The following is a 22,442-nucleotide window of genomic DNA, read 5'->3' on the forward strand; positions in this document are numbered from 1 at the left end:
ATCATTATTTACTCTATTAATTTTATGAAGCAGAAATTACTCTTAACGTGGCTGTTCTTACTCAGCTTTTCGTTATCGATGTTCTCCCAGATCCAAATTGGCTCCGGTACATCAACTACTGATCGTATGCCGATTTATGGAAGGGATGGCTATAATGTTAGTCAACAAATCGTTTTGAATACGGAATATTCAGATCAGGATGGGATGGCAGGGAATATCTCTAAAATAAAGTGGTTTGTAGATTCCTTTTCCCCGAATAGTGCGGAGTGGAATTTATGGGATGTGTATATCAGTCATACAACTAAAACCTCTTTTACAGGAAGTTCGGATTTTGTGCCTTTGACGGGTTTGACCCCTTTATTTAGTGGGACTATTAATCCTGTAGCAGGAGAATGGATGGAATTGACCTTAACTACACCTTTTGATTATAACGGAGTAGATAATATATTAGTTACTGTAATTGAGAAACAGGCGGGATTTTCATCTTTTGAGGGTCGACCTTTTTTTAGAAGTTATTCAGCAACAAATAGAGGTTTGTATGCTTCTCAGGATTCAGGACCTATTAATGTAGCAAATTTAAATTCTAGTGCAAATAAAACTAGAACGAGTACAGTGGCTCAAATACAAATTGTAGGGGCATTAAATCCCTGTCAAAAGCCAGAAAATTTAAGGATTTCAGGACTTACATCGACTACAGCTACTGTGAATTGGGTCAATAACTCTGCTGGTGCTTTGACGCAAGAGTATGAGGTGCGTACCAATACGGCTGTTGGAACAGCAACAGGCAGGGTGAGTACTGGGTCTGTTTCCAATGCGGAAGAACAAGTGGATTTGACTACGTTGACGCCGGACACGCTCTACTATTTTTATATCAGAACCAACTGTGAGGATGATGTTTCGTCGTCTTGGGCAATGATTAGTTTCAAAACCCTATGTGGAGCGACTAATATTCCTTATGTCATGACGCTTTCTTCATCTTCTGTACTACCAAGTTGTATTACGGTGCAAGATGTAAATAATGACAGTAAAACCTGGACGGCTTCGAGTAAACCTTCGGGATCAGGATTTGTAGATGCAAATGTTATGAAATACAATATGCATACTACGAATGCTGCCAATGATTGGTTTTATACTCAAGGGCTGAATTTAGTAGCTGGACAAAGTTACCGAGTTCTATTTAAGTATAGAGATGCGGGGCAAGTAGATCGCTTGCGCGTAAGTTATGGAACAGGAGCAGTAAATACTGCCATGACACAGGAGTTGTTTATCACAGATACAGGAACAACAAATGCTACGGTTGCTAAATTTATTGATTTTGTACCAGCAACAAGCGGCGTGTTTTATATTGGCTTTCAATCGTATTCAGACGCCAATAAGGGGTCTTGGTTTTTAGGAGATGTTAAAGTTGAACTGTCACCGAGTTGTATAGAACCTGCAGGAGCAAGTTTAACGAATGTGACAGCGAATACAGCTATTTTTAGCTGGCTAGCGTCTGGAAGTACACCAGCCAATGGATATGCATATGAAGTTCGTACGGAAGGTAACCCAGGTGATGCTACTGGACGTGTAGCATCTGGAACTACAGCAGCAGGCGTAGTTACAGCAACAGTAAATGGATTGACGGCTAATACGGCTTATAAATTTTATGTAAAAGCAGTGTGTTCCGCGACAGAGAGCAGTGTTTGGTCAGCAGTACTCGATTTTAGAACGTTATGTACAGTTGAAAATGTACCGTATGTAATGGATATCAATTATGTAACTACACCCAATGTTCCGTTCTGTTTGACTGTTCAAGATGTAAATGCTGATAATAAAACATGGACCTCACATGATAAACCATCTGGGTCTCAGTTTAGGGCTACAAAAGTAATGGGATGCCCACATCATACAAGTAATGCAGCAAACGATTGGTTTTTTACGAATGCGATTAATTTAGTAGCAGGGCAAAGTTATCGATTGAAATTTAAATATTCACATGGTAATTGGGTCGAGAAATTACGCGTAAGCTATGGCACTACTGCTGTGAATACAGGAATGACGACTGAATTATTCACGGTAACTACTGGTTCAAGTAGTACTACCGTTGAGAAAGTGATTGACTTTACACCAGCAACAAGCGGAGTGTACTATATTGGTTTTCAGTCTTTTTCTGATCAGAATAAACTTACGCTATACGTAGGAGATGTTGAGTTAGATAAAACACCTACCTGTTTTGTTCCAGAAGTGATTACGGTGAATGATGCAACATTGACGTATGATACGGTTACCTTTACCTGGGCAGTGCCTGAACAAGCACCTGCTAATGGATACGAATATGAAATTCGCACTTCGGGTAATCCTGGAGAAGCAACGGGACGTGTAGCGACAGGAACGACCGCCGCGGGTGTATTAACGGCTACAGCCAATGGTTTATTACCTTTGACAGACTATAAAATTTACATTAGATCCGTATGTGCAGGAACAGACAGAAGTGTATGGTCTCTGGCTCAAAATTTTAAAACAAAATGTTTACCTCCTTTGCTAGTATCAACGGTAGGTGGAACAATTTGTGGAGTAGGGGAAACAGATCTACAAGCGACTTATAATAATCCAAATAGTTTAGTTCGATGGTATGAAACTGCTACAAGTACCACTCTTCTAGGTACGGGGAATACATTTACTACTCCAGAACTTTCACAAACAACTTCATTCTGGGTAAGTGCATCAGCTGATGTTGTATTGAAAAATGTTGGAAAAGTTGCACCAATTGAAAATTCTACTTATGAAGGCACAGATACAGGAATTGTATTTACAGTTGCTGAAACAATAAAAATAACAGGTGCCGATATTTATGCTACACGAGGAGGAACTATTAATGTTAAAATCACGAATAGTGCTGGGGTAGAATTGTATTCAACAGGTAATGTAACTATTCAGGCAAACGGTTTAACTACGCCTACTAGAGTACCTATGAATTTCGAGGTACAACCAGGTACGGGGTATCGTATGTTGATTAAAGCCTATTCAGGAGTGAGCTTGATTAGAGAATATAGTGCTTCGTTTCCTTATGTAGGTGAAGATAATACAGTTACACTTACAGGTGGTTATCTCTCAGGAGCAAGTTCTACGTATTATTATTTTTATAATATTGGATATGAAGTGGGGTGTATGTCTCCTCGTACAGAAGTAGTGGCTACGGTAACTCCAGCACCAACCTTTACATTATCAACAGCAGAGTTAGAAATTTGTAGAGAACAAGACAGCAATGCAGTAACGATTACAGCTGGTGCTGCGAATTATGATACCTATGAGTGGCTACCTGCTACTGGTGTAACGGGTAATGCTACAATAGGATGGGTTTTCTCACCAACAGAAACGACGGAGTATGTGTTAACTGTATCTCAATCGGAGGGTGTTTGTAAAGTTAAAAAAACTGTACAGGTTGTTGTAAAACCAACACCAGAAGTAAACGGTATGCTAACAGCAATAGAGTTATGTCCTGGAGCGGTAAGTGAAATGAATGCAGGTGCCGGTAGAAGTACTACTGCAATTTTTGGAACAGGAACCTCAGCGACAGGAACAACATCTTATCCGAATCCATTGTCTGCTTATTATGGTGGAGTGAAAACGCAAATGTTGTATACCAAAGATGAATTATTAGCGAAAGGATTAAGTGCCGGAAGTGTGATTCAGACATTGGCTTTTGAATTAAATGCTTTTGCAGCTAATCAATGTAAAGATTTTACCATTCGCATGGGGCATACAACGAATACAGTGATGACCTTGGCAGATTTAGCTACATCGTCAACATTGACTTCAGTGTATAGCCAATCTTTTACTCCATCAGCTTCAGGTTTCGTAACATTTACATTAAATACTCCATTTACTTGGGATGGTACGAGTAATTTAATTATTGAAACGGTACACAATGCCGGAAATGGTGGAAATGGCTCCGGAACAACACATCGTTATACTACTACTACATTTGATAGTGTTGCTTATGGAGCATCTGATAGTGTTGCTGGAGGAATAGGTGGAATGGATGCTCGTACCTCATTTACTTCAAATGGGGTTTCAAAAAACAGACCAAACATTAAATTAGGATTCTCTTCTACACATCAGTATGCATGGGCTCCATTAACTGGACTATATACAAATCCAGAGGGAACTACGCCTTATACAGGGGATTCACGTAGAGTAGTATATGTAAAAACTACAACTCCACAGATTTATACTTTAACAGCAAAAGATACTGAATCTTCATGCGAAATAACAAAAGAAGTTTCAGTAAATATTATAGACGTTGGAAGTTTTGAACTTGATCAAACAGTATTCTGTCAAACGGTTAATACAGCTGATATTCCATTGACGATCACAGGAACAGCAACGGCGAAATGGTACGGTTCAATGACGAGTACAGAAGCATTGACTTCAATTACACAAACAGGAACGTATTATGTTGAATTAGTACTTGGTACCTGTCATGGTGTACGCGAAGCTGTGGAAATAGAAATTGTTAGACCTATTCTTCCAGTTGCAGCTGCAGATCAATCTTTATGTGAGGATACAACATTAGCTGATTTAGTGGTTACACTGGCTAATCGATATGAAAGTAAATGGTATGCTTCTGAAACAGCAACTGAAGTTTTACCTGATACAACAGTTTTAACGGATGGAACAACGTATTATGTAGCTAGTTATTTCCCTCAAGTTGGATGTGAATCTGAAAGAGTTGCGGTAACGGTTCATTTATCACGTACTCCAGCTCCAGTGGCTCCAAATGAGCAAAAATTCTGTTTAGTTAATGCACCAACTATCGCCGATTTAGAGGTAGAAGGAACGGCAGTAAAATGGTATGACGCTCCAGTAGGAGGAACATTGTTAACCAATGCAACAGCATTACAAGACGGAAACACATACTATGCTTCACAAAAGTTAAACAATTGTGAGAGTGATGTTAGAACAGCCGTACGTACTTTAGTTGAGGATATTTTACCTGCACCAATAGTTTCTGCAACAGATGTTTATTATACCTATGGTGATTCACCAGTAGTTCTGGATGCTTCGCTTACAAGTGGAGATGAATTAGTGTGGTATGTAGGTGATGCAACAACGGGAAGTACAACTGCACCAACGCCTTCAACAGCTGCAGTTGGAACAACAACATATTGGGTGAGCCAACGCATTATCAATGGATGTGAAAGTGCGCGTACAGAAGTTAAAGTACATGTAGCTCCAGCGGTGTTAACTGTTGTAGCTAATGATTTAACCAAAGTATACGGTCCAACAGATCCAACATTGACCTATACTATAACAGGATTTAAATTAACAGATAATGAAAGTGTAGTAACAGGTAGACTAGCTAGAGTAGTTGGAGAAAATGTTGGAGATTATGCAATTGGTATTGGTAGTTTAAGTGCTGCGAATTATACGTTTGATTTTACAGCAGCAACCTTTACAATTACACCAGCTCCATTACGCGTGAATGCTAATGCGATGACTAAAGCTTATGGCCAAGTAGAACCTGCTTTAACGTTTTTCGGTACAGGGTATAAATTCAACGATGGCAATAGTTCTTTATTAGGAGCATTAGATAGAGAAGCGGGAGAGAATATAGGAACTTACGCAATTACACAAGGTACGCTAACATCGCCAAACTATACGATTTCTTTTACAGGGAATACGTTTACAATTGTGGCAGCAGAATTGAAAATCATCTTCGGAAATCAAACAAAAGTATATGGAGATGCTGATCCTGCTTTAAATTACCGTGTACAAGGGCTAGCAAATGGGGATACCAATGCTGTTATTACTGGAACGTTAACACGTCAACCGGGAGAAAATGTAGGAACATATGCATACCAACAAGGAACAATTGCAACTACATCTAACTACCGCTTGCAGTTTGAATTAGGTAATTTGACAATTACGCCAGCAGACTTAATGATTGTACCAATCGCAGGACAATCGAAAATATACGGACAAGATGATTCTGTATTGAACTATACAGCAATTGGATTCAAATTCACCGATACAACAGCTGTAATTAGCGGTTTACTAACAAGAGCAGTTGGTGAAATAGTACGTGTTTATCGTTATGAGATAGGTAGTTTAACTACACTTCACAATAATTATAGCATTGTTCTTGATCAGACAAATACATTTGAGATTAAACCAGCACCTCTTACTATTGTTGTTGATGCAAATCAACGCAAGACATTTGGTTCAGCGGATCCAGTCTTTACATATAGACTTCAAGGATTACAGTTTAATGACCGAAATGTAAATGCAATTATTGGAAATTTAGGAAGAGTAGTAGGAGAAGCAGTGGGTGTTTATGCAATCAATCAAGGGACACTTGTAGCGAGAGCAAATTACTATATTGATTCATTCATCCCTTCAACGTTCGAAATCGTACAGAACGAAGTAGGAAATGTAACGCTACCTTCAAAAACATTTACGTACGATGGTACTGTGAAAAGTCTTGCGGTAACAGGAGATTTAGCTCCTAATGCAGTGGTGACTTATGTCAATAATAATCAAACGGAAGTTGGTGTTTATAATGTGAAAGCAATTATTGATTATGGACCGAATTTCGAAATAAAAGAGCTTGATGCGATATTGAGAATTGTCAAAGCAGAACAAGTGATTACGTTTGATGAATTAGGTACCGTGATTTTAGATGAGACACCATCATTCCAATTACAAGCTAGAGCAAGCTCTAGATTGCCAATTCGCTATGAAGTGACGTTTGAAGATCAACCAATATTAACATTGACACCATCAGGATTAGTAACGCCGTTACAAGTGGGTACAGCAACGATTACAGCGTACCAAGATGGCAACGAAAATTATTTACCTGCTAAGCCAGTTTCTAGAACTTTAATCATTAAGAGCAATGGAACAGAAATTACTGACTTAATAGTAGATGGTGTTTCTTATGGTAAAATTCAAGATGAAACTTATGTGTTGTTAGACTGTGAAACAAATAAAGATACAGTTACATTGGATGTTATTGTTCCTTTTGGAACAACAGTGAAGCCAAGCAATCACATTGTAGTAGATGTTAAATCAGTAGGATTACACAAACAAGAAATCGAAGTACTTTCAGAAGATGGTACGAAGAGTAAAAAGTACACTGTAATTATCGATAAGCGTTTAGCTACAGCGAATGTAGTTTACGAGAAATACGAAAACGTATTGTTAGTAAACAATGATCCAGCAACAAATGGAGGCTATAACTTTGTGAAATTTGAGTGGTATAAAAACGACGAGTTAGTGGGTACACAACAAGCTTATTCTGCAGGTGATAAATATGGAGATAAGTTAGATCCAACTGCAGTTTATTACGCTGTTCTTAAGTTGAAAAACGGAACGACGTTTACAACTTGTCCAATTGTATTAGAATTTGAAGCAGCAGATGAGTTACAAGTTTATCCAAACCCTGTTCGAAAAACAGAGGCATTGAATGTTGTATTAGATTCTAAATCAGATTATGAAAACTCATACATTATTTATAATGTATTAGGACAAGCAGTGGCAAAAGGTGTATTCAACGGAAATAGAAAAGAGTTGAATTTACCAAGTACAATAACTACTGGATCTTATTTCTTAGTGTTGAAATCAGGAGGTAAACACCAATCTGTTCAGTTCATCGTAAAAGAATAAAAGATAACGTAGATTTATTAATTTTAAATAGTTGTCAGGCGGGAGCACCGCGACCGCCTGATTTTTTAAAACGAATTTTATGAGAAAAGTTATATATGTATTAAGTCTGTTTGGCTTGTGTTTGATTTCTCAAACGGCAGCAGCTCAATTCAATCCTTACTATTACAATAAACACGAAGTTGGAGTAAGTGTACAAGGAGGATATTTGGGATTACAAAACAGCATGCCTTATGGTTTTAAATCGGATGGGGGGATGTCTTTTGGGGCTGGACTTCACTATGATTACCATTTGTCTCGCAAATTTAGCGTGGGAATTGGCGGAGTTTATACTATGAGTAATGCCAAATACGAAGCGAATCGCTATGAGGGAAGTATGCCTACAGTAGATTCAGAAGGTGCTAATTTTATCTTTAAGTACAAAACAAGTGCTGTGAATGAGAAGATGACACTAAATCAATTGAATATTCCAATTACGGTTGCCTATACCATGGACAATAATTTGTACTTCAGAACAGGAGTTCAAATAGGATTGAGTATGACAAGTGAAGTGGAAACTACGTTTAATCATTTAGAAACAGAAGGTTATTTTCCGCAGTATAACTTGACTTTGCCTTTTCCGATACCGAATGGATTTGGCTCTTTCGGAACTCAGAAGCATACGAAAGATGTGGACGTTAATACGAGAATTGCTTGGGTAGGAGAAGTAGGATATAAGTATGAATTAGCCGAAAGACAGAATTTGTATTTTGGCTTGTATTTTGATTTAGGATTAAATGATATAAAGAAATCGAATAGCGATACTGCTACTTCTTCTCTTCTTGGTTATCAACCAATTAAAGGGGAGAAAGAAGCTAAATTGGATTACAATGCAGCCTATGATAATGCAACGTATAAATTAAAAACGTATGCTATCGGAATTAAAGTAAAATATGGTTTTGGTCTATAATTGATTTTTTGTTTTAATTGTTTAGCACTCAATGATAAAAATTGAGTGCTTTTTTAGGGAAAGATAAGGGCGACTTGAGAAAGTCGCCCTTTCTTATTGTAGATGTTGAGTCAAGCATTGTTTTTTAATAAGGGGAACGTTCTCCTTTATATTAGCTTGCATTATTAATACTAGTACATGCATTTAATGCATAAAAAAAGGCCGTCTCTTAGAGACGGCCTTTTGATTTATCGTTGGATAAACTATGCTTTTTTACGGGTGTCTAATTCTCCAAAATACATTTCTTGGAAACTTTTGTTTACACCGTGATCCACGCGTTTATGGAACGTTCTAGGATCAATTTCGCTTGGTTTTTCATAACCTACTGCGCTAATGAATTCTCCTAAAGCTTTCATTGTATTTTTGTGGAAATTGGCTACGCGCATTCTCTTATCTGTAATATCTAGTGCTTTGTACAACGTTTCATCTTGTGTAGCAATACCTACAGGACAATGTCCGCTATCACATTGTAAAGCCTGGATACAACCTAAGGCAAACATCATACCTCTGGCACTATAACATGCATCAGCACCAAGTGCGATCGTTTTAGCAATATCAAAGGCAGAAATGATTCTTCCTGAAGCTAAAAGTCTAATTTTTCCTCTTAAGCCGTTTTCAATTAATGTTTTGTTAGCGAATACTAAAGCATCGTTCAATGCCATTCCCATATAGTCAATAAATTCTAATGGAGCAGCTCCTGTTCCTCCTTCAGCACCATCAATCGTGATGAAATCTGGTGTGATCCCCGTTTGTTTCATTGCATCTATAATAGCCAAGAACTCATCTTTACGACCAATACAAATCTTAAACCCAACAGGTTTTCCATTAGATAACTTTCTAAGTTTAGCTATAAAGTGTATTAATTCAACTGGATTGCTGAATGCAGTGTGTCCAGATGGTGAGTGAACGGTTGTATGTGGAGTAATACTTCTAATTGCAGCAATTTCTACTGTGTTTTTTTCTGCAGGTAACAATCCCCCGTGTCCAGGTTTAGCTCCTTGAGAAAGTTTTAACTCAATCATTTTTACCTCAGGGTAGTTTGAGCGCTCCTCAAATAAAGGCTCACTAAAGAATCCTTTTTCATCGCGACATCCAAAGTATCCTGTACCAATTTGCCAAATTAAATCTCCTCCTGAACGGTGGTATTGACTAATACCCCCTTCACCAGTGTTGTGTGCAAAACCACCAATTTTAGCTCCTTCATTTAAAGCCGTAATTGCCTTTTTGCTCAATGCACCATAACTCATTGCACTAATATTGTAAATACTTGCACTATAAGGTTGTTTACATTCCTCTCCACCAATTAACGTTCTGAAATTAGTGTCCGTAACGTGTTTCGGATATACAGAGTGAGCCGCCCATTCATAACCAATGCGGTTCGGATCATCTTGCATACCAAAAGAAACAGTTTGTTTTTCGTTTTTAGCCCTTTGGTAAACAATCGAACGCTCACGACGGTTAAACGGTTTCCCATCTAGTTCTCCCTCCCAAAAATACTGACGCATCTCTGGACGAATAGATTCAAACATATATCTAAAACGAGCGAATAACGGGTAGTTTCTTCGAATCGTATGTCTGTTTTGAAGTAAATCATAGATTGTTAAGTATGTTAGAATTCCGGAGAGTACAAGATTAACAATGCTAGCTGCTGATTGGTAAAGAACAACAGTAGTAATAGAGTACAATACGTATATCAAAACTGAAGCAATGGTCAATTGTCCAAATGTGAATCGATTAAAAAACTTTTTGTGAAACATAAATCTAAAATTTAGTGCAATCTTTTTGTTGTCTAGTTTGTAATGTTAATAGTTTAAAAAATAGGGTGAATAGGGCGGATTTTGGCATTTTTCTATTTCAAAATAAACAGAAAATAAAATCACTTCTATCGAAAGCAAAGGTAGTAAAGATTTTGAATTTAAAAGATTTTTATAATTATTATTTTGCCAAGATTCGGCTGTAAAAATGCTAATATGATAATTTTATATGGAATGAATAAGTATTTTTTATGTTTTTTTGTTGAAGCGTGATTAAAATGTAATCTTTGTTCTTTTTTTTTGGTATAAAATCGTTTGGAAGCAGTGTTTTATAGGTATAATTGAAATTTATAAATACTGTGTTTACCACTAACTAAATAAGCGATTATACAGCAAAGAGCGGTATAGATAAGTGTTTCACTACCAAATAATTCAACAGACATAAAGATACAAGCTAAAGGTGTTTTGGTTGCACCTGCGAAAACGGCCACAAAACCGAGGCTTGCTACAAAGCCAATAGGTAACTGTAAAGAGACAGCTAGAAAACTACCCAAAGTTGCTCCTATAAAAAATAAAGGGGTTACTTCTCCTCCTTTAAAACCCATTCCCAATGTAATAGCCGTGAATAGTATTTTGAGTAAAAAAACGGTCGAGGGCTGCGATACAGCAAATGAATCTACTATAGTTTCTATACCCAAGCCCAAAAATTGTGCATCTTGGATGCAATAGTAAAGTAGAATAATAATAAGGCCTCCAAAAAAGGGGCGTAAAGGTGGATAACTGATGTATTTTGAGGCCAACTGAGAGACTGTATCCGTTGATTTGACAAATAGAATAGCCGTTAAGCCAAACGCGATACCAGCGACACTTATTTTTAATACAGTATTGACATCTAAAGGCGGAATTACAGCTGCTGGATAAGTAGTGTGTGAAATTCCCCACAGAAGACAAATGTAATGTGAAACGATAGCTGTAAGAAGTAAAGGGAGGATGTGATTGTATTTGTTTCTACCAACAACCATGAGTTCTATCGCAAACAAAGTTCCAGCCAAAGGTGTTCCAAAAACAGAAGCGAAGCCCCCCGCAATTCCCATTAGCAAGAGCGCTTGTCTATCTAAAGGAGAGCCTTTGAACAGTTTGCTACATTGATCCGCTAGTGCTCCACCAAGTTGAACGGCTGTTCCCTCTCTACCCGCTGATCCTCCAAAGAGATGTGTAATCCAAGTACCTACTAATACAAAGGGCACCATTTTAAAGGGGATTTTAGCCGTGGGATGATGATATTCTTGGATTAACAAGTTATTCCCCTTGTTTACAGAACCACCACAATAATAATATAAACAACCGATAAGAAATCCGCCTAAGGGTAATCCAACTAACAAGACGGGGTTAGCTGACCGAAGGGATGTAACATAGTCGAGAACAAACAAGAATAGGGCAGAGGCAGTACCTATAAGCCCACCGAGTAGTAAACTGATCAGTATCCAACGAAAAGTTGTGCTAAAAGAATAGAAAAGAAAATCTTTTGTTTTTTTAATTGCATTCATAACGGCATTGTATAGATTATAAAAACTATATATACTAGACGTCATCAGCTCCAAGGCGGTTCGAGGCAGACATCATTGCCTATTATGATAATACAAAGATAAAAAAAAAGTTCAACCCAATGAGTTGAACTTTTTAATTTTTTGTATGATAAGTGATTAAATATCATCAAATTCTACGTCTGTAAAATTGTTTAATGAATCACCTTCTTCTTTTTGATATTCTTTTTTGAAATCTTTTTGGTGTCTTTCAGAAATAACTTCTTCACCTTTATGATTTACTACGTATTCTGTCATCTCATCTAAGATCTCTTTAAATGCAGCAAAATCTTCTTTATATAAATAGATTTTGTGTTTTTTAAAGTGGAATGAACCATCGTCTTCGGTGAATTTTTTACTTTCAGTTACGGTTATGTAGTAATCATCAGCTTTTGTAGCTCTTACATCAAAGAAATAAGTTCTTCTACCCGCTCTCAATACTTTCGAGAAAATCTCTTCTTTTTCTAACATTTCGTTATCTCTCATAATCCTTCTATCAATTAATTGATTTGTATATATAGCTTTCAAAAGTCTAAAAAAAATCCTAATAAACCAACTTTTTACACTATTTCTTTTTCTTTCAATTGTTTTTCGTGTAACTCTGCATAGTATCCGTGTTGAGCGATCAAAGTCTCATGTGTTCCTGCCTGAATAATCGCCCCCTGATCCAATACAATAATTTGATCTGCGTTTTTTGCTGAAGACACGCGATGCGTCACAATCAACGTGGTTATGTGTTTGCTGTGTTGTTCTAGGTGCTTCAGGATGCGTTCTTCTGTTTCGGTATCTACTGCAGATAATGCGTCGTCTAACAAAAGGATAGGCGCGTCTTTGATTAAGGCTCTGGCTATTGAAACACGCTGTTTTTGCCCGCCGGACAGGGTTAGTCCACGCTCTCCTAATACGGTGTCATAGCCCTTTTCAAATTGTTCTATATTGTGGTGTACAACTGCTTTTTTAGCGGCATCTTCAATTTCGTCTATTGTAGCGTCTTCTTTCCCAAAGCGGATGTTGTTGCTGATAGTGTCCGAAAATAAAAAGGAATCCTGAGGAACTACAGCAACACTTTTTCGGAGATCTGTTAAGTTACAATCCTCAATAGGTTGACCATCAAATAAAATACGACCCGAATCGATGGTGTACATTCTGCTAATCAACGAGAGTAAGGTACTTTTTCCTGATCCCGTTTTTCCTAATATCGCCAACGTGTCGCCTTGGTTTAAGTGGAAACTTACCCCGCGTAAGGCCTGTATTCCTGTGTCCGAATAAGTAAATGAAACATTTTCAAACGTGATATTGCCCTTAATTTCCGTTGGATTTGGATTAGTATTGTAAATCTCAGGTTGCACATCTAGAAATTCATTGATGCGCTTCTGCGACGCTTCTGCCTCTTGAATCATGGACGAAATCCATCCTAAAGAAGCGACTGGCCATGTTAACATGTTGATATAGAGGATAAATTGTGCAATAACTCCAATATCTGGCAATTTGCCATTAAAATAAAGCAGCGACCCAATAGTTATAACTAGTAAATTGCTCAGGCCAATTAATAAAATCATCAACGGTCCAATTAAAGCACCCGTTTTTGCAAGTTTTAATGATTTCTCTTTGCTGCTCTGTGTTAAATCTTCAAATTCAGCAACCTTTTTATTCTCAATGGCATACGCTTTAATTACTCGCATACCTGAAAATATCTCTTGCGTAAACGTCGATAAAAGGGATAGGTTTTGTTGAAAAATTAAACTGCGCTCATTGATCTGTTTACTGAGTTTGAAAATAAAATAACCCAATAAAGGCAAAGGAAGAAGTGAATAAAAAGTCAGTTGAGGAGAAATAATATACATCTGAGTTAATACCACCGCAAATCGGATAAGGGTATTAATAGAGTACATGACAGCAGGTCCTACATATTGCCTTACTTTTCCTACATCTTCACTAATGCGATTCATTAGATCTCCGGTTCGATTCTGCTTATAAAAACTTTGCGTGAGAATTTCATAATGCTTAAAAATGTCATTTTTAAGGTCAAATTCAATATGACGTGACATTACAATTAAGGTCTGACGCATTAAAAACGTTAAGAACCCCGCAATTAAGGTGGTAACTAAAATCCAAAAGATGTTTGATAACAATAATTCAGTTACCTTTTCTTTGTCAAAGGCCGATAGTTGTTCTAAAATACGGATGGAATCACCAACCAATTTCGGGGTATAAAGCGTGAAAATCTGAGCGACTATCGTAATTATGATCCCCGTGAGGAAGTGATATTTATAGTTGAAAAAATATTTATTTAAGGACTGTAGAGCACGCATAGTTTGTTTGTCTAATCTTGCAAAATAAGGAAAATGACCGAGATAAAACCGTTTTTTCCAAATTTTAGAAAGTGAGATGCAAATATAAACTATTATTCTTTTTTCTAATCACGCTAGCCTTGCATTTCACATAAAATATACCGTCAACACAAGTTTTTTGATGCCGTCAATTCGAATAAAAAAGACTTTTTTAATTGTTAAAAATAAATTAATTGAAAGTTAAAAAATATTTAATAAAACAAAAGGTAACCTAAAAGTAAATATATTTGCTGTGTTATAAAAAATAGAAAAATGTATTTAATCGTTATAAAAAAGGGGAAGAAGATAAACTTACGTCAAGTATCGTGAGCAATCTCCTTATTTTTTATAATGAAGTAAAATAACAAAGGGTTTGTCATCGCGACAAACCCTTTTTTTGTAAAAGAAAGAGATGAAAGTATTAAAATTTGGAGGAACTTCTGTAGGAAGTCCAGAGCGATTTGAAAAGTTATGGCCTATTATTCAATCGCAAAAAAGCGATTGTCATTTCGTGGTTTTGTCTGCCGTAGCAGGAACAACAAATGCCTTAGTAGCAATTGCTACACAATATACAAAAGGAGAAATTGCTTTGGCAAGACAACTTGTTCAAGAATTACAACAAGCATATCAGGTGTTTGTAGATGACCTTTTTGTAACTACAGAAGGAAAAGAAAAGGGGAAAAATTGGATTACACGTCATTTTACGCTGTTAGACGAATTAGGCAACGATTTATTCACCCCTGCAGAAGAACGTTTGGTCTTAGCACAAGGAGAGTTATTGTCTACAGGGATTTTTCACCTGTATCTCGCAGAAAAGGGAATTGATTCTGTTCTGCTACCCGCCTTGGAATTTATGCGAATCAATGCGGATCAAGAACCTGATATGCCTTATATTCAGCGACAACTTCAGGCGATGATCGACCAATTTCCTACGACTACTTTGTTTATTACACAAGGGTATATTTGTCGAAATTCTTACGGCCAAATAGATAATCTTAGACGAGGAGGTTCTGACTATACAGCTTCGTTGCTTGGTGCTGCATTAGCAGTAGAAGAAATTCAAATTTGGACAGATATTGATGGTTTTCACAACAATGATCCTCGTTATGTGTCTAACACCAAGCCTATTGCACAACTCAGTTTTAATGAAGCAGCTGAGTTAGCCTATTTTGGTGCGAAAATAATGCACCCCCAAAGTGTATTTCCCGCGCAAAAAGCAAATATCCCAGTACGATTATTAGACACTTTAGACATGGATGCTGCAGGAACGCTAATCTCTTCTGCGTTTGATCATACAGATGAAATTGTCGCAGTAGCAGCAAAAGACAATATTACTGCTATCCGAATTCAATCTTCTCGTATGTTGCTGGCTTATGGTTTCTTAAGACGAGTTTTCGAAGTTTTTGAGCGTTATAAAACTCCTATTGACATGATTACTACTTCTGAAGTAGCGGTATCGTTAACTTTAGATGATTGTACCTATTTAAGTGAGATTATAGCCGAATTAAATCATTTTGGAGAAGTTGAAGTAGATGATCAACAGAGTATTATTTGTATTGTTGGCGATTTTAAACGCAACAAGAACGGTTATGCGACTCTCGTTTCTGAGGCAGTGAAGCACATGCCAATTCGCATGATTTCCTATGGTGGAAGTGAACATAACATTTCGCTTTTGCTGCCGTCTAAATACAAAATTGAAGCCCTACGTGCTTTACATCATCGCCTATTTTAATACTGAAAACTATGATTTCAACTACTATATTAGAACAATTACACCAGGTGGAGACACCTTTGTATTACTATAACTTACCTTTACTCAGAGCTACAATCTCTACTGCAAAGAAGGCAGCTGATCAATGGGGGTATCATATTCACTACGCTGTAAAGGCAAATAATAATCCCAGAATACTCCAGGAAATTAGTGCCCTGGGATTAGGAGCAGACTGTGTGAGTGGTTTGGAAATTGAAAGGGCAATTGCACAGGGATTTCAAGCAGATTCTATTGTCTTTGCGGGTGTGGGGAAAACAGAAGAGGAAATTCGATTGGCATTGAATCGAGGTATATTGGCTTTTAATGTAGAGTCTTTAGAAGAACTGCAGATTATTAATGAAATAGCCAAGATGATGAACGTCCAAGCGTCAGTTGCTTTGCGTATTAACCCCAATATTGATGCCAATACCCATCATTATATTACGACAGGATTGGATGAAAATAAATTTGGGATTATGATGCATGAATTAGAGGATTGTTTAGCTCTAATTTGTGCAGGGGAGAGCGCTTTGATTTTGGTCGGTTTGCATTTTCATATAGGCTCTCAAATTACAGATTGGAGTGTGTTTAAGCGATTATGTCTAAAAGTAAATGAATGGAATACTTGGTTTATTGAAAGGGGAATTGTGGTGCCTATTCTCAACGTTGGTGGGGGAGTAGGGATTAATTATCAAAACCCAGATGGAGAACCTATGGTCAATTTTTCCGATTTCTTTGCGTTGTTTCATCGTTTTTTGGAACCTAAACGCGAACAACAAGTGCATTTCGAATTGGGAAGATCCTTGGTTGCTAATTGCGGTAGTTTAATTAGTCGTGTACTGTATATTAAAAAGGGAATAACTAAAAATTTTGCAATACTCGATGCGGGAATGACTGAGTTATTACGACCAGCACTTTATCAAGCGTATCATAAAATTCAATGTATAGCACCTGCTGAAACAAAAGGTGATGCGAAAGAAATTTACGATGTGGTGGGACCTATTTGTGAAAGTAGTGATTGTTTTGGAAAAAAGGTATCCCTTCCTGTTTTAGTTCGAGGAGATTTGATTGCAATTCGCTCTGCGGGTGCCTATGGAGAGGTGATGTCTTCTCGTTACAACCTGCGTAAACCCCTGCAATTTTATTTTGAAGAATAACAGCTTTTGTAGTAGATATTAGAAATACTTTGTTAAATTTGGTTGAGATAAAAACAAAACTTTAATTTAACACCAGTACAATGAAATTAGGAGATATCGACGTAGCAGGAGAATTAATCGATTTAAACTTTCAATTATTAAGAACACAAATCTTATTAGAAGAAGTTTTAAAACACAATGCAGAAACATTAAAATTGCCTTCACCCGAAGCAATGAGTGAAATTAATGAATTTGCTTTGCAATCTATTCAAAAGAAATTTCCAAATATGAATATCGCTAAAAGAGACGATGAACAACAGCCTCAAGCGGAATAAGAAATAAAAAAAGTCGTGATGAAAATCACGACTTTTTTTATGATATTAACTACAATAGGAAGAATTCCAATTTGTATGTCCTCGTCCTTCCCAGCATTGATAACTTTGTTTGATTTGCGTTACTTGTTTTGTCCCGTCTTTTTCTTTTATAGTCATTACAACTTTTTTAGCTCGTATTGAATCATCATTTATTCCATCTTCAACCAAAGTAACTAAGGTTAGTGCAGAGTTAGACATTTGTAAAACGGAGATGTTATAGGTATACTTTCCTTCTGCCGCTTTATCTTCAGGTGCGTAAAATTGCATGATTTCTTCTACTGAAGTACTTTTTTTCTGTTGAATAGCCTCGTTCAGTTTATCTACTGTTTCTTGCGAAATCAATTCATACTCTTCAATAGCTGAATTGATTGTCGCTTGATCGATTGGCGTGCTTGTCTCTACTTCAGAAGGAGTTGTAGCTGTTGCTTTGTCTTTACAGCCTATCACACTTACCCCAACAAGTACAATACTCAAATAATAAAATAATCTATTCATAGCTAATTAGTTAAGATTGTTGTCTTATAAATATAGAGAAAAAAAACAGAGCATTGTAATTATTTTTTACATTAATGTTAAATTCAGTAAAGCTTAACTTGTAAACGGGTGATAAAAAGACAAATTAAATGCCAATTTCGAACTGCATTCTAAAATACCAGTTGTTTTGATTTGATCCTTGGTAAAAATCTAGTTTATCATAGGTCAATTCCGCTTGAAGTTTAAAGGCATGTTCCCATAAATACTTGGTTACACCTAAAGTAAATTCAGTTGTATTGGGTAAATTTAATTGTTCGTGCAATTGAGTTTTCATTTTTTGATTGGAAACACGTCCGATTAATTCGTAATTGCTTGGAAATAAATAGCTCAATTGATAGTCCATACCGTGTCCTGCATAGACATAACTACTGCGTTTAGTGCCATCTGGATCTATGCCGTAAGTAATGGCATCGTCTACATTTCGATTCATAAAAGAAACCATTCCCGACCATCCGTTATATTTTAGGATGGCATCTGCCATAAACGAGTTTAGATTTCTTGTTTCATACAACTTACTTCCAGTTTGTCCTTGCGAATTTTCTGCATTGTTATTATGTGAAAAAGTTCCTGCTAACATTAACTTAGGAGTGGTTTCTCTAGCAATATCTCCTTCAAAGTAAGCGCCGTTGTTTTTAAAACTTCCCATTGGGAATAATTCTACACGTCCTGTTAAAGCATAACTATCACTTTCAGAACCTTGGTAGTTTCTTCCGCGTCCTGTTGAAACGGCCGTTTTAATTACATATCCAAATTTTTCTTTTCGCTCTTGGTGATAGTAAGCCTGTAATCCAAAATCGCGATCGATATTAAATTTAGAGTTGTTAATTGAACGGTCTGTCAATTGAAGTGCTCCTGATGAGTTAATGCGTTGTCTATTTCCTGGAAGTTTGGTCTGTCCAAAAATGAAGCTCCAATTTTCATTCGGACGGTAGGTCATTGCCGCATCGCGGATGATGTTAATCGGTTCGCCTTCAACCGTTTTTCCCATGTCTTTTGGCGCAAAGGACAATTGGATAACATACAAGAATTTGGGATTTCCAACATAACCATCGAAGCGCAAACGCAAGCGTCGAATTTCTCCTTCGTACTTTGTTTTTTCTCCTTCATTCTCCATGAAAGTCAGACGGTTTTGCATGCGGAAACGCAAGTTTAACTGAAAAATACTGTCTGATGAAGTAATACCTACTCCTTTTCCAAAGTTGTAGTAAGGAAGTTGAGCTAACTTAATATCGTTATTAGCTGTCTCAATCTTTTGTGCTATTGCGTTAAGTGATAGTAACGACAATATTAATAAATAGATTTTTTTCATGTGTTCGTGTGTTGAGATTGCAAAAATAAGATTAGTTTTGTTTCCACATTTAGATTGTTGTTATTGAAATGTAAGGACAATGTTATTAAATGGTTAACTAAAGATAGTAAAGAAAAAACAGCATGTCATATATTGGATATCATTTTACAGTAGAGCCTTTGGTGCCTGGTGTAGAGATTCTTATCGCAGAATTAGGTGAAAAAGCATTTGAGAGTTTTGAAGAAACAGCTATAGGGGTTAGCGCTTATGTGCAAGAAAACCTATGGACAGAAGATATTTTAGAAGATATTTTTATTCTTCAATCCGATCAATTTACTATTACGTATAGAAAAGAGGAAATAGAGCAGGTGAATTGGAATGAGGAATGGGAAAAGAATTTCAATCCCATTGATGTAGACGGTATGTGCTATATTCGAGCGCCTTTTCACGAAAAAACACAAGCGCAGTACGATATCGTAATTGAACCTAAAATGAGTTTTGGAACAGGACATCACGAAACAACCTATATGATGGTGCGCCAAATCTTGACGAACGAAATGCAAGATAAGGTGGTTTTAGATATGGGATGTGGAACGGCAATTTTAGCCATTTTAGCAGCCATGCGTGGTGCCAAACACGTAGATGCCATCGATATTGACAATTGGTGTTACCTTAATTCTATCGAAAATGCAGAACGCAATGCTTGTGCGAATGTTGCAGTTTTTGAAGGGGATGCATCCATTTTGACAAAGGAACCTAAATACGATGTTGTTTTAGCAAATATTAATCGAAATATCTTGTTGAATGATATGGACCACTATATCAAAACAATGAAAGAAAATGCGGAAATTTACTTCAGTGGATTCTATACAGAAGATGTGTCAAGTATTAAAAAAGCAGCAGAAGAAAAAGGTTTAACCTTTGAAAATCAATTAGAAAAAAATAATTGGGTATCTTTGAAATTTAAAAAACGTTAGTCATATTAAAATCTTACTGGTATGAGTACAAAGGAAATAGTTGAAGAAAAAATTGATGTATCAGAGTTATTAAACGGACAAAGTGAAATTATCTTGTACAATGATGATGTAAATACCTTTGATCACGTTATTGATACCTTAGTGAAAGTATGCGATCATACCGCAGAACAAGCGGAACAATGTGCTGTTTTAGTGCATTACACAGGAAAGTGTACGGTGAAGACGGGTGAGTTTAAAAAACTAAAACCACAATGCCTGCAATTATTAGACGCAGGGTTAAGTGCAGAAATACAGTAAAAAAGGGAGCAAATAGCTCCCTTTTTTATTTAAATGTTGTTTTTTTTTCAAGATGTAATGTATACACGCTCTTCTTACTTATCCATTCGAACAAATTTAGGCGTAAAGGTTCCTAACACTTTTACGAGATCCTCTTGGGCTTGCATCACGGCGTTAATGTCTTTATACGCCATTGGTGCTTCGTCTACGCTTCCGCCAATCAGTTGAACACCTGTCGTTTTGAGTGCCGTTTTGATGTCGCTCTTCGTGAATTTACTCTTGCAAACATTTCTCGAATGCAAGCGACCTGCTCCGTGAGAGGCTGAATTTAAACTTGCCTCATTTCCCAAACCTTCCACAATGAATCCATTGGTGGTCATCGAACCAGGAATGATACCCAATTGACCTACTGCAGCAGGGGTTGCTCCTTTGCGGTGTACAACGAGATCTTCCCCATTGATAGTCTCTTTCCACGCAAAATTGTGATGATTCTCAATGGTAAAGGCAATCTGTTTACCCAAGGCCTTGGCAATTCGACGGTGAATGTCATCGTGACAAGCCTTGGCATAATCCCCTGCTAAATTCATAGCCAACCAATATTCTTGTCCATCGTGTGTATCGAGATCCAACCAAGCTAAATGCTGCGCATTACTCGGCAGGGGACATTGCTTGGTCGCTAAATACGTATAGTGCTTGGCTATATTCGCTCCTAACCCCCTGGATCCACTGTGTGATAAGACAGCAAGATAATCACCGGGAATTAATTTCCACTCGGGCTTGGTTTCCGTTAAACGTACAACGCCAATTTCGACGAAGTGATTTCCACTTCCCGAAGTTCCCAATTGTTTATACGCCTTGTCTAACAACCCTTTTACAAAGGGAATGTTTTTAAACTCATCGCGATAGAATACTTCGTGATCTGCCTTGTTTTGATGGGTTTCATACATCCCAAATTTGGTGTGATTCGATAAAATATTCAACAATTGATGGTCTTTTCCCTTGAGGAAGTTAGCGGGTAAATTGAAGACGGATAAACTCATCCTACATCCGATATCCACTCCAACTCCGTAGGGAATTACCGCATTGTGTGTGGCTAAAACCCCACCTATAGGCAATCCATATCCATAATGTGCATCGGGCATTAAAGCTCCTGCCACTGCAACGGGTAATTTTAGAGCGGTATACAATTGATATTTGGTTTGTTCGTCTATCGCATCTTCTCCAAAAATAGAGAAAGGCGCTCTTGTATGGGTCAACGCATGTCGTTTGACCTCTACTTGTTTAATCATACTTTCGGCTACTTTTCCCCAAATGCCATCGCCTAAATAGGCCTCGGGGTTTTGTAACACTTGTTTTGCTTCTTTTAGCACCGCGTCTTTGTTTTCTTTTTTCTTATAACGACTGATGGTGCCTAAAGCAATATTGATGGTATTGTTTTGAGGAAAACCCAATTGAATTAAGTCTTTCCCTGAAAGTTTCCTTCCCATGATCTGTTGTTTAATTGACAATAATGGCCATGCTGTAAAGGCCATGGCTTAAAAAATCGTTGGTGTTTGGCCAACACGTCAATTCGGGTTTTTGTAAAGGGTCCGGAGTAAACAAAAAAAGCCCGAATTTACATCTTCGGGCTTTTCATATATAAAAGTGTTTTTTTATTAGAGTGAAGTACCACGAAGATACACCCAAGCAACCTGTGCTGGTGTGAACAATGCTGATGTAGAATTTTGTACAAACATTTTTTCTTCGTTTTAATGTGTTAAACTTATTTGAATGCAAATTTTGCAAAAACTTTCTGATATAAACAATGA

14 protein-coding genes and 1 riboswitch are annotated in these 22,442 nt (G+C 37.1%); of the genes, 7 read left to right on the forward strand and 7 right to left on the reverse strand.

All coding sequences use genetic code 11. From position 1 onward, the window contains the following. The first annotated feature begins 24 nt into the window (after positions 1-24). Together FBR08_RS10415 and FBR08_RS10420 are read left to right on the forward strand one after the other, a co-directional pair. On the forward strand, positions 25-7,647 hold the full coding sequence (locus tag FBR08_RS10415) for an MBG domain-containing protein (RefSeq protein ID WP_233266094.1): 7,623 nt from the start codon (positions 25-27) through the stop codon (positions 7,645-7,647). Positions 7,648-7,726: 79 nt separating this feature from the next. Continuing rightward, the gene (locus tag FBR08_RS10420) at positions 7,727-8,593 is read left to right on the forward strand and encodes an outer membrane beta-barrel protein (RefSeq protein ID WP_158962650.1); all 867 of its coding nucleotides are present in this window, start codon (positions 7,727-7,729) and stop codon (positions 8,591-8,593) included. 242 nt (positions 8,594-8,835) lie between these two features. Here FBR08_RS10420 and FBR08_RS10425 read toward each other — a convergent pair whose 3' ends face one another. The 4 genes from FBR08_RS10425 to FBR08_RS10440 all read right to left on the reverse strand — a co-directional run bounded on the left by FBR08_RS10425 (position 8,836) and on the right by FBR08_RS10440 (position 14,281). Then, complete coding sequence (locus tag FBR08_RS10425; RefSeq protein WP_158962651.1) at positions 8,836-10,389, reverse strand: FMN-binding glutamate synthase family protein; 1,554 nt, start codon at positions 10,387-10,389, stop codon at positions 8,836-8,838. 326 nt (positions 10,390-10,715) lie between these two features. Next, positions 10,716-11,933, reverse strand: a complete 1,218-nt coding sequence (locus tag FBR08_RS10430) for a chloride channel protein (protein WP_158962652.1) — start codon at positions 11,931-11,933, stop codon at positions 10,716-10,718. A gap of 28 nt (positions 11,934-11,961) precedes the next feature. Then, positions 11,962-12,022, reverse strand: a riboswitch (Fluoride riboswitch). Between the two features lie 67 nt (positions 12,023-12,089). Continuing rightward, positions 12,090-12,455, reverse strand: coding sequence for a PUR family DNA/RNA-binding protein (locus FBR08_RS10435; protein ID WP_158962653.1), 366 nt, complete (start codon positions 12,453-12,455; stop codon positions 12,090-12,092). 74 nt (positions 12,456-12,529) lie between these two features. Further along, positions 12,530-14,281, reverse strand: a complete 1,752-nt coding sequence (locus tag FBR08_RS10440; protein ID WP_158962654.1) for an ABC transporter ATP-binding protein — start codon at positions 14,279-14,281, stop codon at positions 12,530-12,532. Between the two features lie 430 nt (positions 14,282-14,711). Here FBR08_RS10440 and FBR08_RS10445 point away from each other — a divergent pair, with 430 nt between their 5' ends. The 3 genes from FBR08_RS10445 to FBR08_RS10455 all read left to right on the forward strand — a co-directional run bounded on the left by FBR08_RS10445 (position 14,712) and on the right by FBR08_RS10455 (position 17,520). Beyond that, entirely contained in the window at positions 14,712-16,031 is a 1,320-nt protein-coding gene (locus FBR08_RS10445; RefSeq protein ID WP_158962655.1) for an aspartate kinase, read from the forward strand. A gap of 11 nt (positions 16,032-16,042) precedes the next feature. Beyond that, entirely contained in the window at positions 16,043-17,206 is a 1,164-nt protein-coding gene (lysA, locus tag FBR08_RS10450; protein WP_158962656.1) for a diaminopimelate decarboxylase, read from the forward strand. Positions 17,207-17,286: 80 nt separating this feature from the next. Continuing rightward, positions 17,287-17,520 (forward strand): hypothetical protein, encoded by a 234-nt coding sequence (locus FBR08_RS10455; RefSeq protein ID WP_158962657.1) that lies wholly within the window; start codon positions 17,287-17,289, stop codon positions 17,518-17,520. 45 nt (positions 17,521-17,565) lie between these two features. Here the strand turns inward: FBR08_RS10455 and FBR08_RS10460 are convergent, their stop codons facing one another. Both FBR08_RS10460 and FBR08_RS10465 read right to left on the reverse strand, forming a co-directional pair. Then, the gene (locus FBR08_RS10460) at positions 17,566-18,054 is read right to left on the reverse strand and encodes a hypothetical protein (protein ID WP_158962658.1); all 489 of its coding nucleotides are present in this window, start codon (positions 18,052-18,054) and stop codon (positions 17,566-17,568) included. Between the two features lie 124 nt (positions 18,055-18,178). Further along, entirely contained in the window at positions 18,179-19,402 is a 1,224-nt protein-coding gene (locus tag FBR08_RS10465) for a porin (RefSeq protein WP_158962659.1), read from the reverse strand. 122 nt (positions 19,403-19,524) lie between these two features. Here FBR08_RS10465 and prmA point away from each other — a divergent pair, with 122 nt between their 5' ends. Both prmA and FBR08_RS10475 read left to right on the forward strand, forming a co-directional pair. Beyond that, positions 19,525-20,358: a 50S ribosomal protein L11 methyltransferase gene (gene prmA / locus FBR08_RS10470; protein ID WP_158962660.1), complete on the forward strand. Its 834-nt coding sequence runs from the start codon at positions 19,525-19,527 to the stop codon at positions 20,356-20,358. A 21-nt stretch (positions 20,359-20,379) separates the two neighbouring features. Continuing rightward, on the forward strand, positions 20,380-20,655 hold the full coding sequence (locus FBR08_RS10475; protein ID WP_158962661.1) for an ATP-dependent Clp protease adaptor ClpS: 276 nt from the start codon (positions 20,380-20,382) through the stop codon (positions 20,653-20,655). 74 nt (positions 20,656-20,729) lie between these two features. Here FBR08_RS10475 and FBR08_RS10480 read toward each other — a convergent pair whose 3' ends face one another. Further along, positions 20,730-22,121, reverse strand: coding sequence for an RtcB family protein (locus FBR08_RS10480; RefSeq protein ID WP_158962662.1), 1,392 nt, complete (start codon positions 22,119-22,121; stop codon positions 20,730-20,732). Positions 22,122-22,442: the final 321 nt, after the last annotated feature.

This window comes from Myroides fluvii, assembly GCF_009792295.1.
Taxonomy (GTDB): Bacteria; Bacteroidota; Bacteroidia; order Flavobacteriales; family Flavobacteriaceae; genus Flavobacterium; species Flavobacterium fluvii_A.

Bases quoted from the DNA above. Each gene is read 5' to 3' on its own strand.
- FBR08_RS10415 (WP_233266094.1), top strand. From the start codon at position 25: ATGAAGCAGAAATTACTCTTAACGTGGCTGTTCTTACTCAGCTTTTCG.
- FBR08_RS10420 (WP_158962650.1), top strand. From the start codon at position 7,727: ATGAGAAAAGTTATATATGTATTAAGTCTGTTTGGCTTGTGTTTGATT.
- FBR08_RS10425 (WP_158962651.1), bottom strand. From the start codon at position 10,389: ATGTTTCACAAAAAGTTTTTTAATCGATTCACATTTGGACAATTGACC.
- FBR08_RS10430 (WP_158962652.1), bottom strand. From the start codon at position 11,933: ATGAATGCAATTAAAAAAACAAAAGATTTTCTTTTCTATTCTTTTAGC.
- FBR08_RS10435 (WP_158962653.1), bottom strand. From the start codon at position 12,455: ATGAGAGATAACGAAATGTTAGAAAAAGAAGAGATTTTCTCGAAAGTA.
- FBR08_RS10440 (WP_158962654.1), bottom strand. From the start codon at position 14,281: ATGCGTGCTCTACAGTCCTTAAATAAATATTTTTTCAACTATAAATAT.
- FBR08_RS10445 (WP_158962655.1), top strand. From the start codon at position 14,712: ATGAAAGTATTAAAATTTGGAGGAACTTCTGTAGGAAGTCCAGAGCGA.
- lysA (WP_158962656.1), top strand. From the start codon at position 16,043: ATGATTTCAACTACTATATTAGAACAATTACACCAGGTGGAGACACCT.
- FBR08_RS10455 (WP_158962657.1), top strand. From the start codon at position 17,287: ATGAAATTAGGAGATATCGACGTAGCAGGAGAATTAATCGATTTAAAC.
- FBR08_RS10460 (WP_158962658.1), bottom strand. From the start codon at position 18,054: ATGAATAGATTATTTTATTATTTGAGTATTGTACTTGTTGGGGTAAGT.
- FBR08_RS10465 (WP_158962659.1), bottom strand. From the start codon at position 19,402: ATGAAAAAAATCTATTTATTAATATTGTCGTTACTATCACTTAACGCA.
- prmA (WP_158962660.1), top strand. From the start codon at position 19,525: ATGTCATATATTGGATATCATTTTACAGTAGAGCCTTTGGTGCCTGGT.
- FBR08_RS10475 (WP_158962661.1), top strand. From the start codon at position 20,380: ATGAGTACAAAGGAAATAGTTGAAGAAAAAATTGATGTATCAGAGTTA.
- FBR08_RS10480 (WP_158962662.1), bottom strand. From the start codon at position 22,121: ATGGGAAGGAAACTTTCAGGGAAAGACTTAATTCAATTGGGTTTTCCT.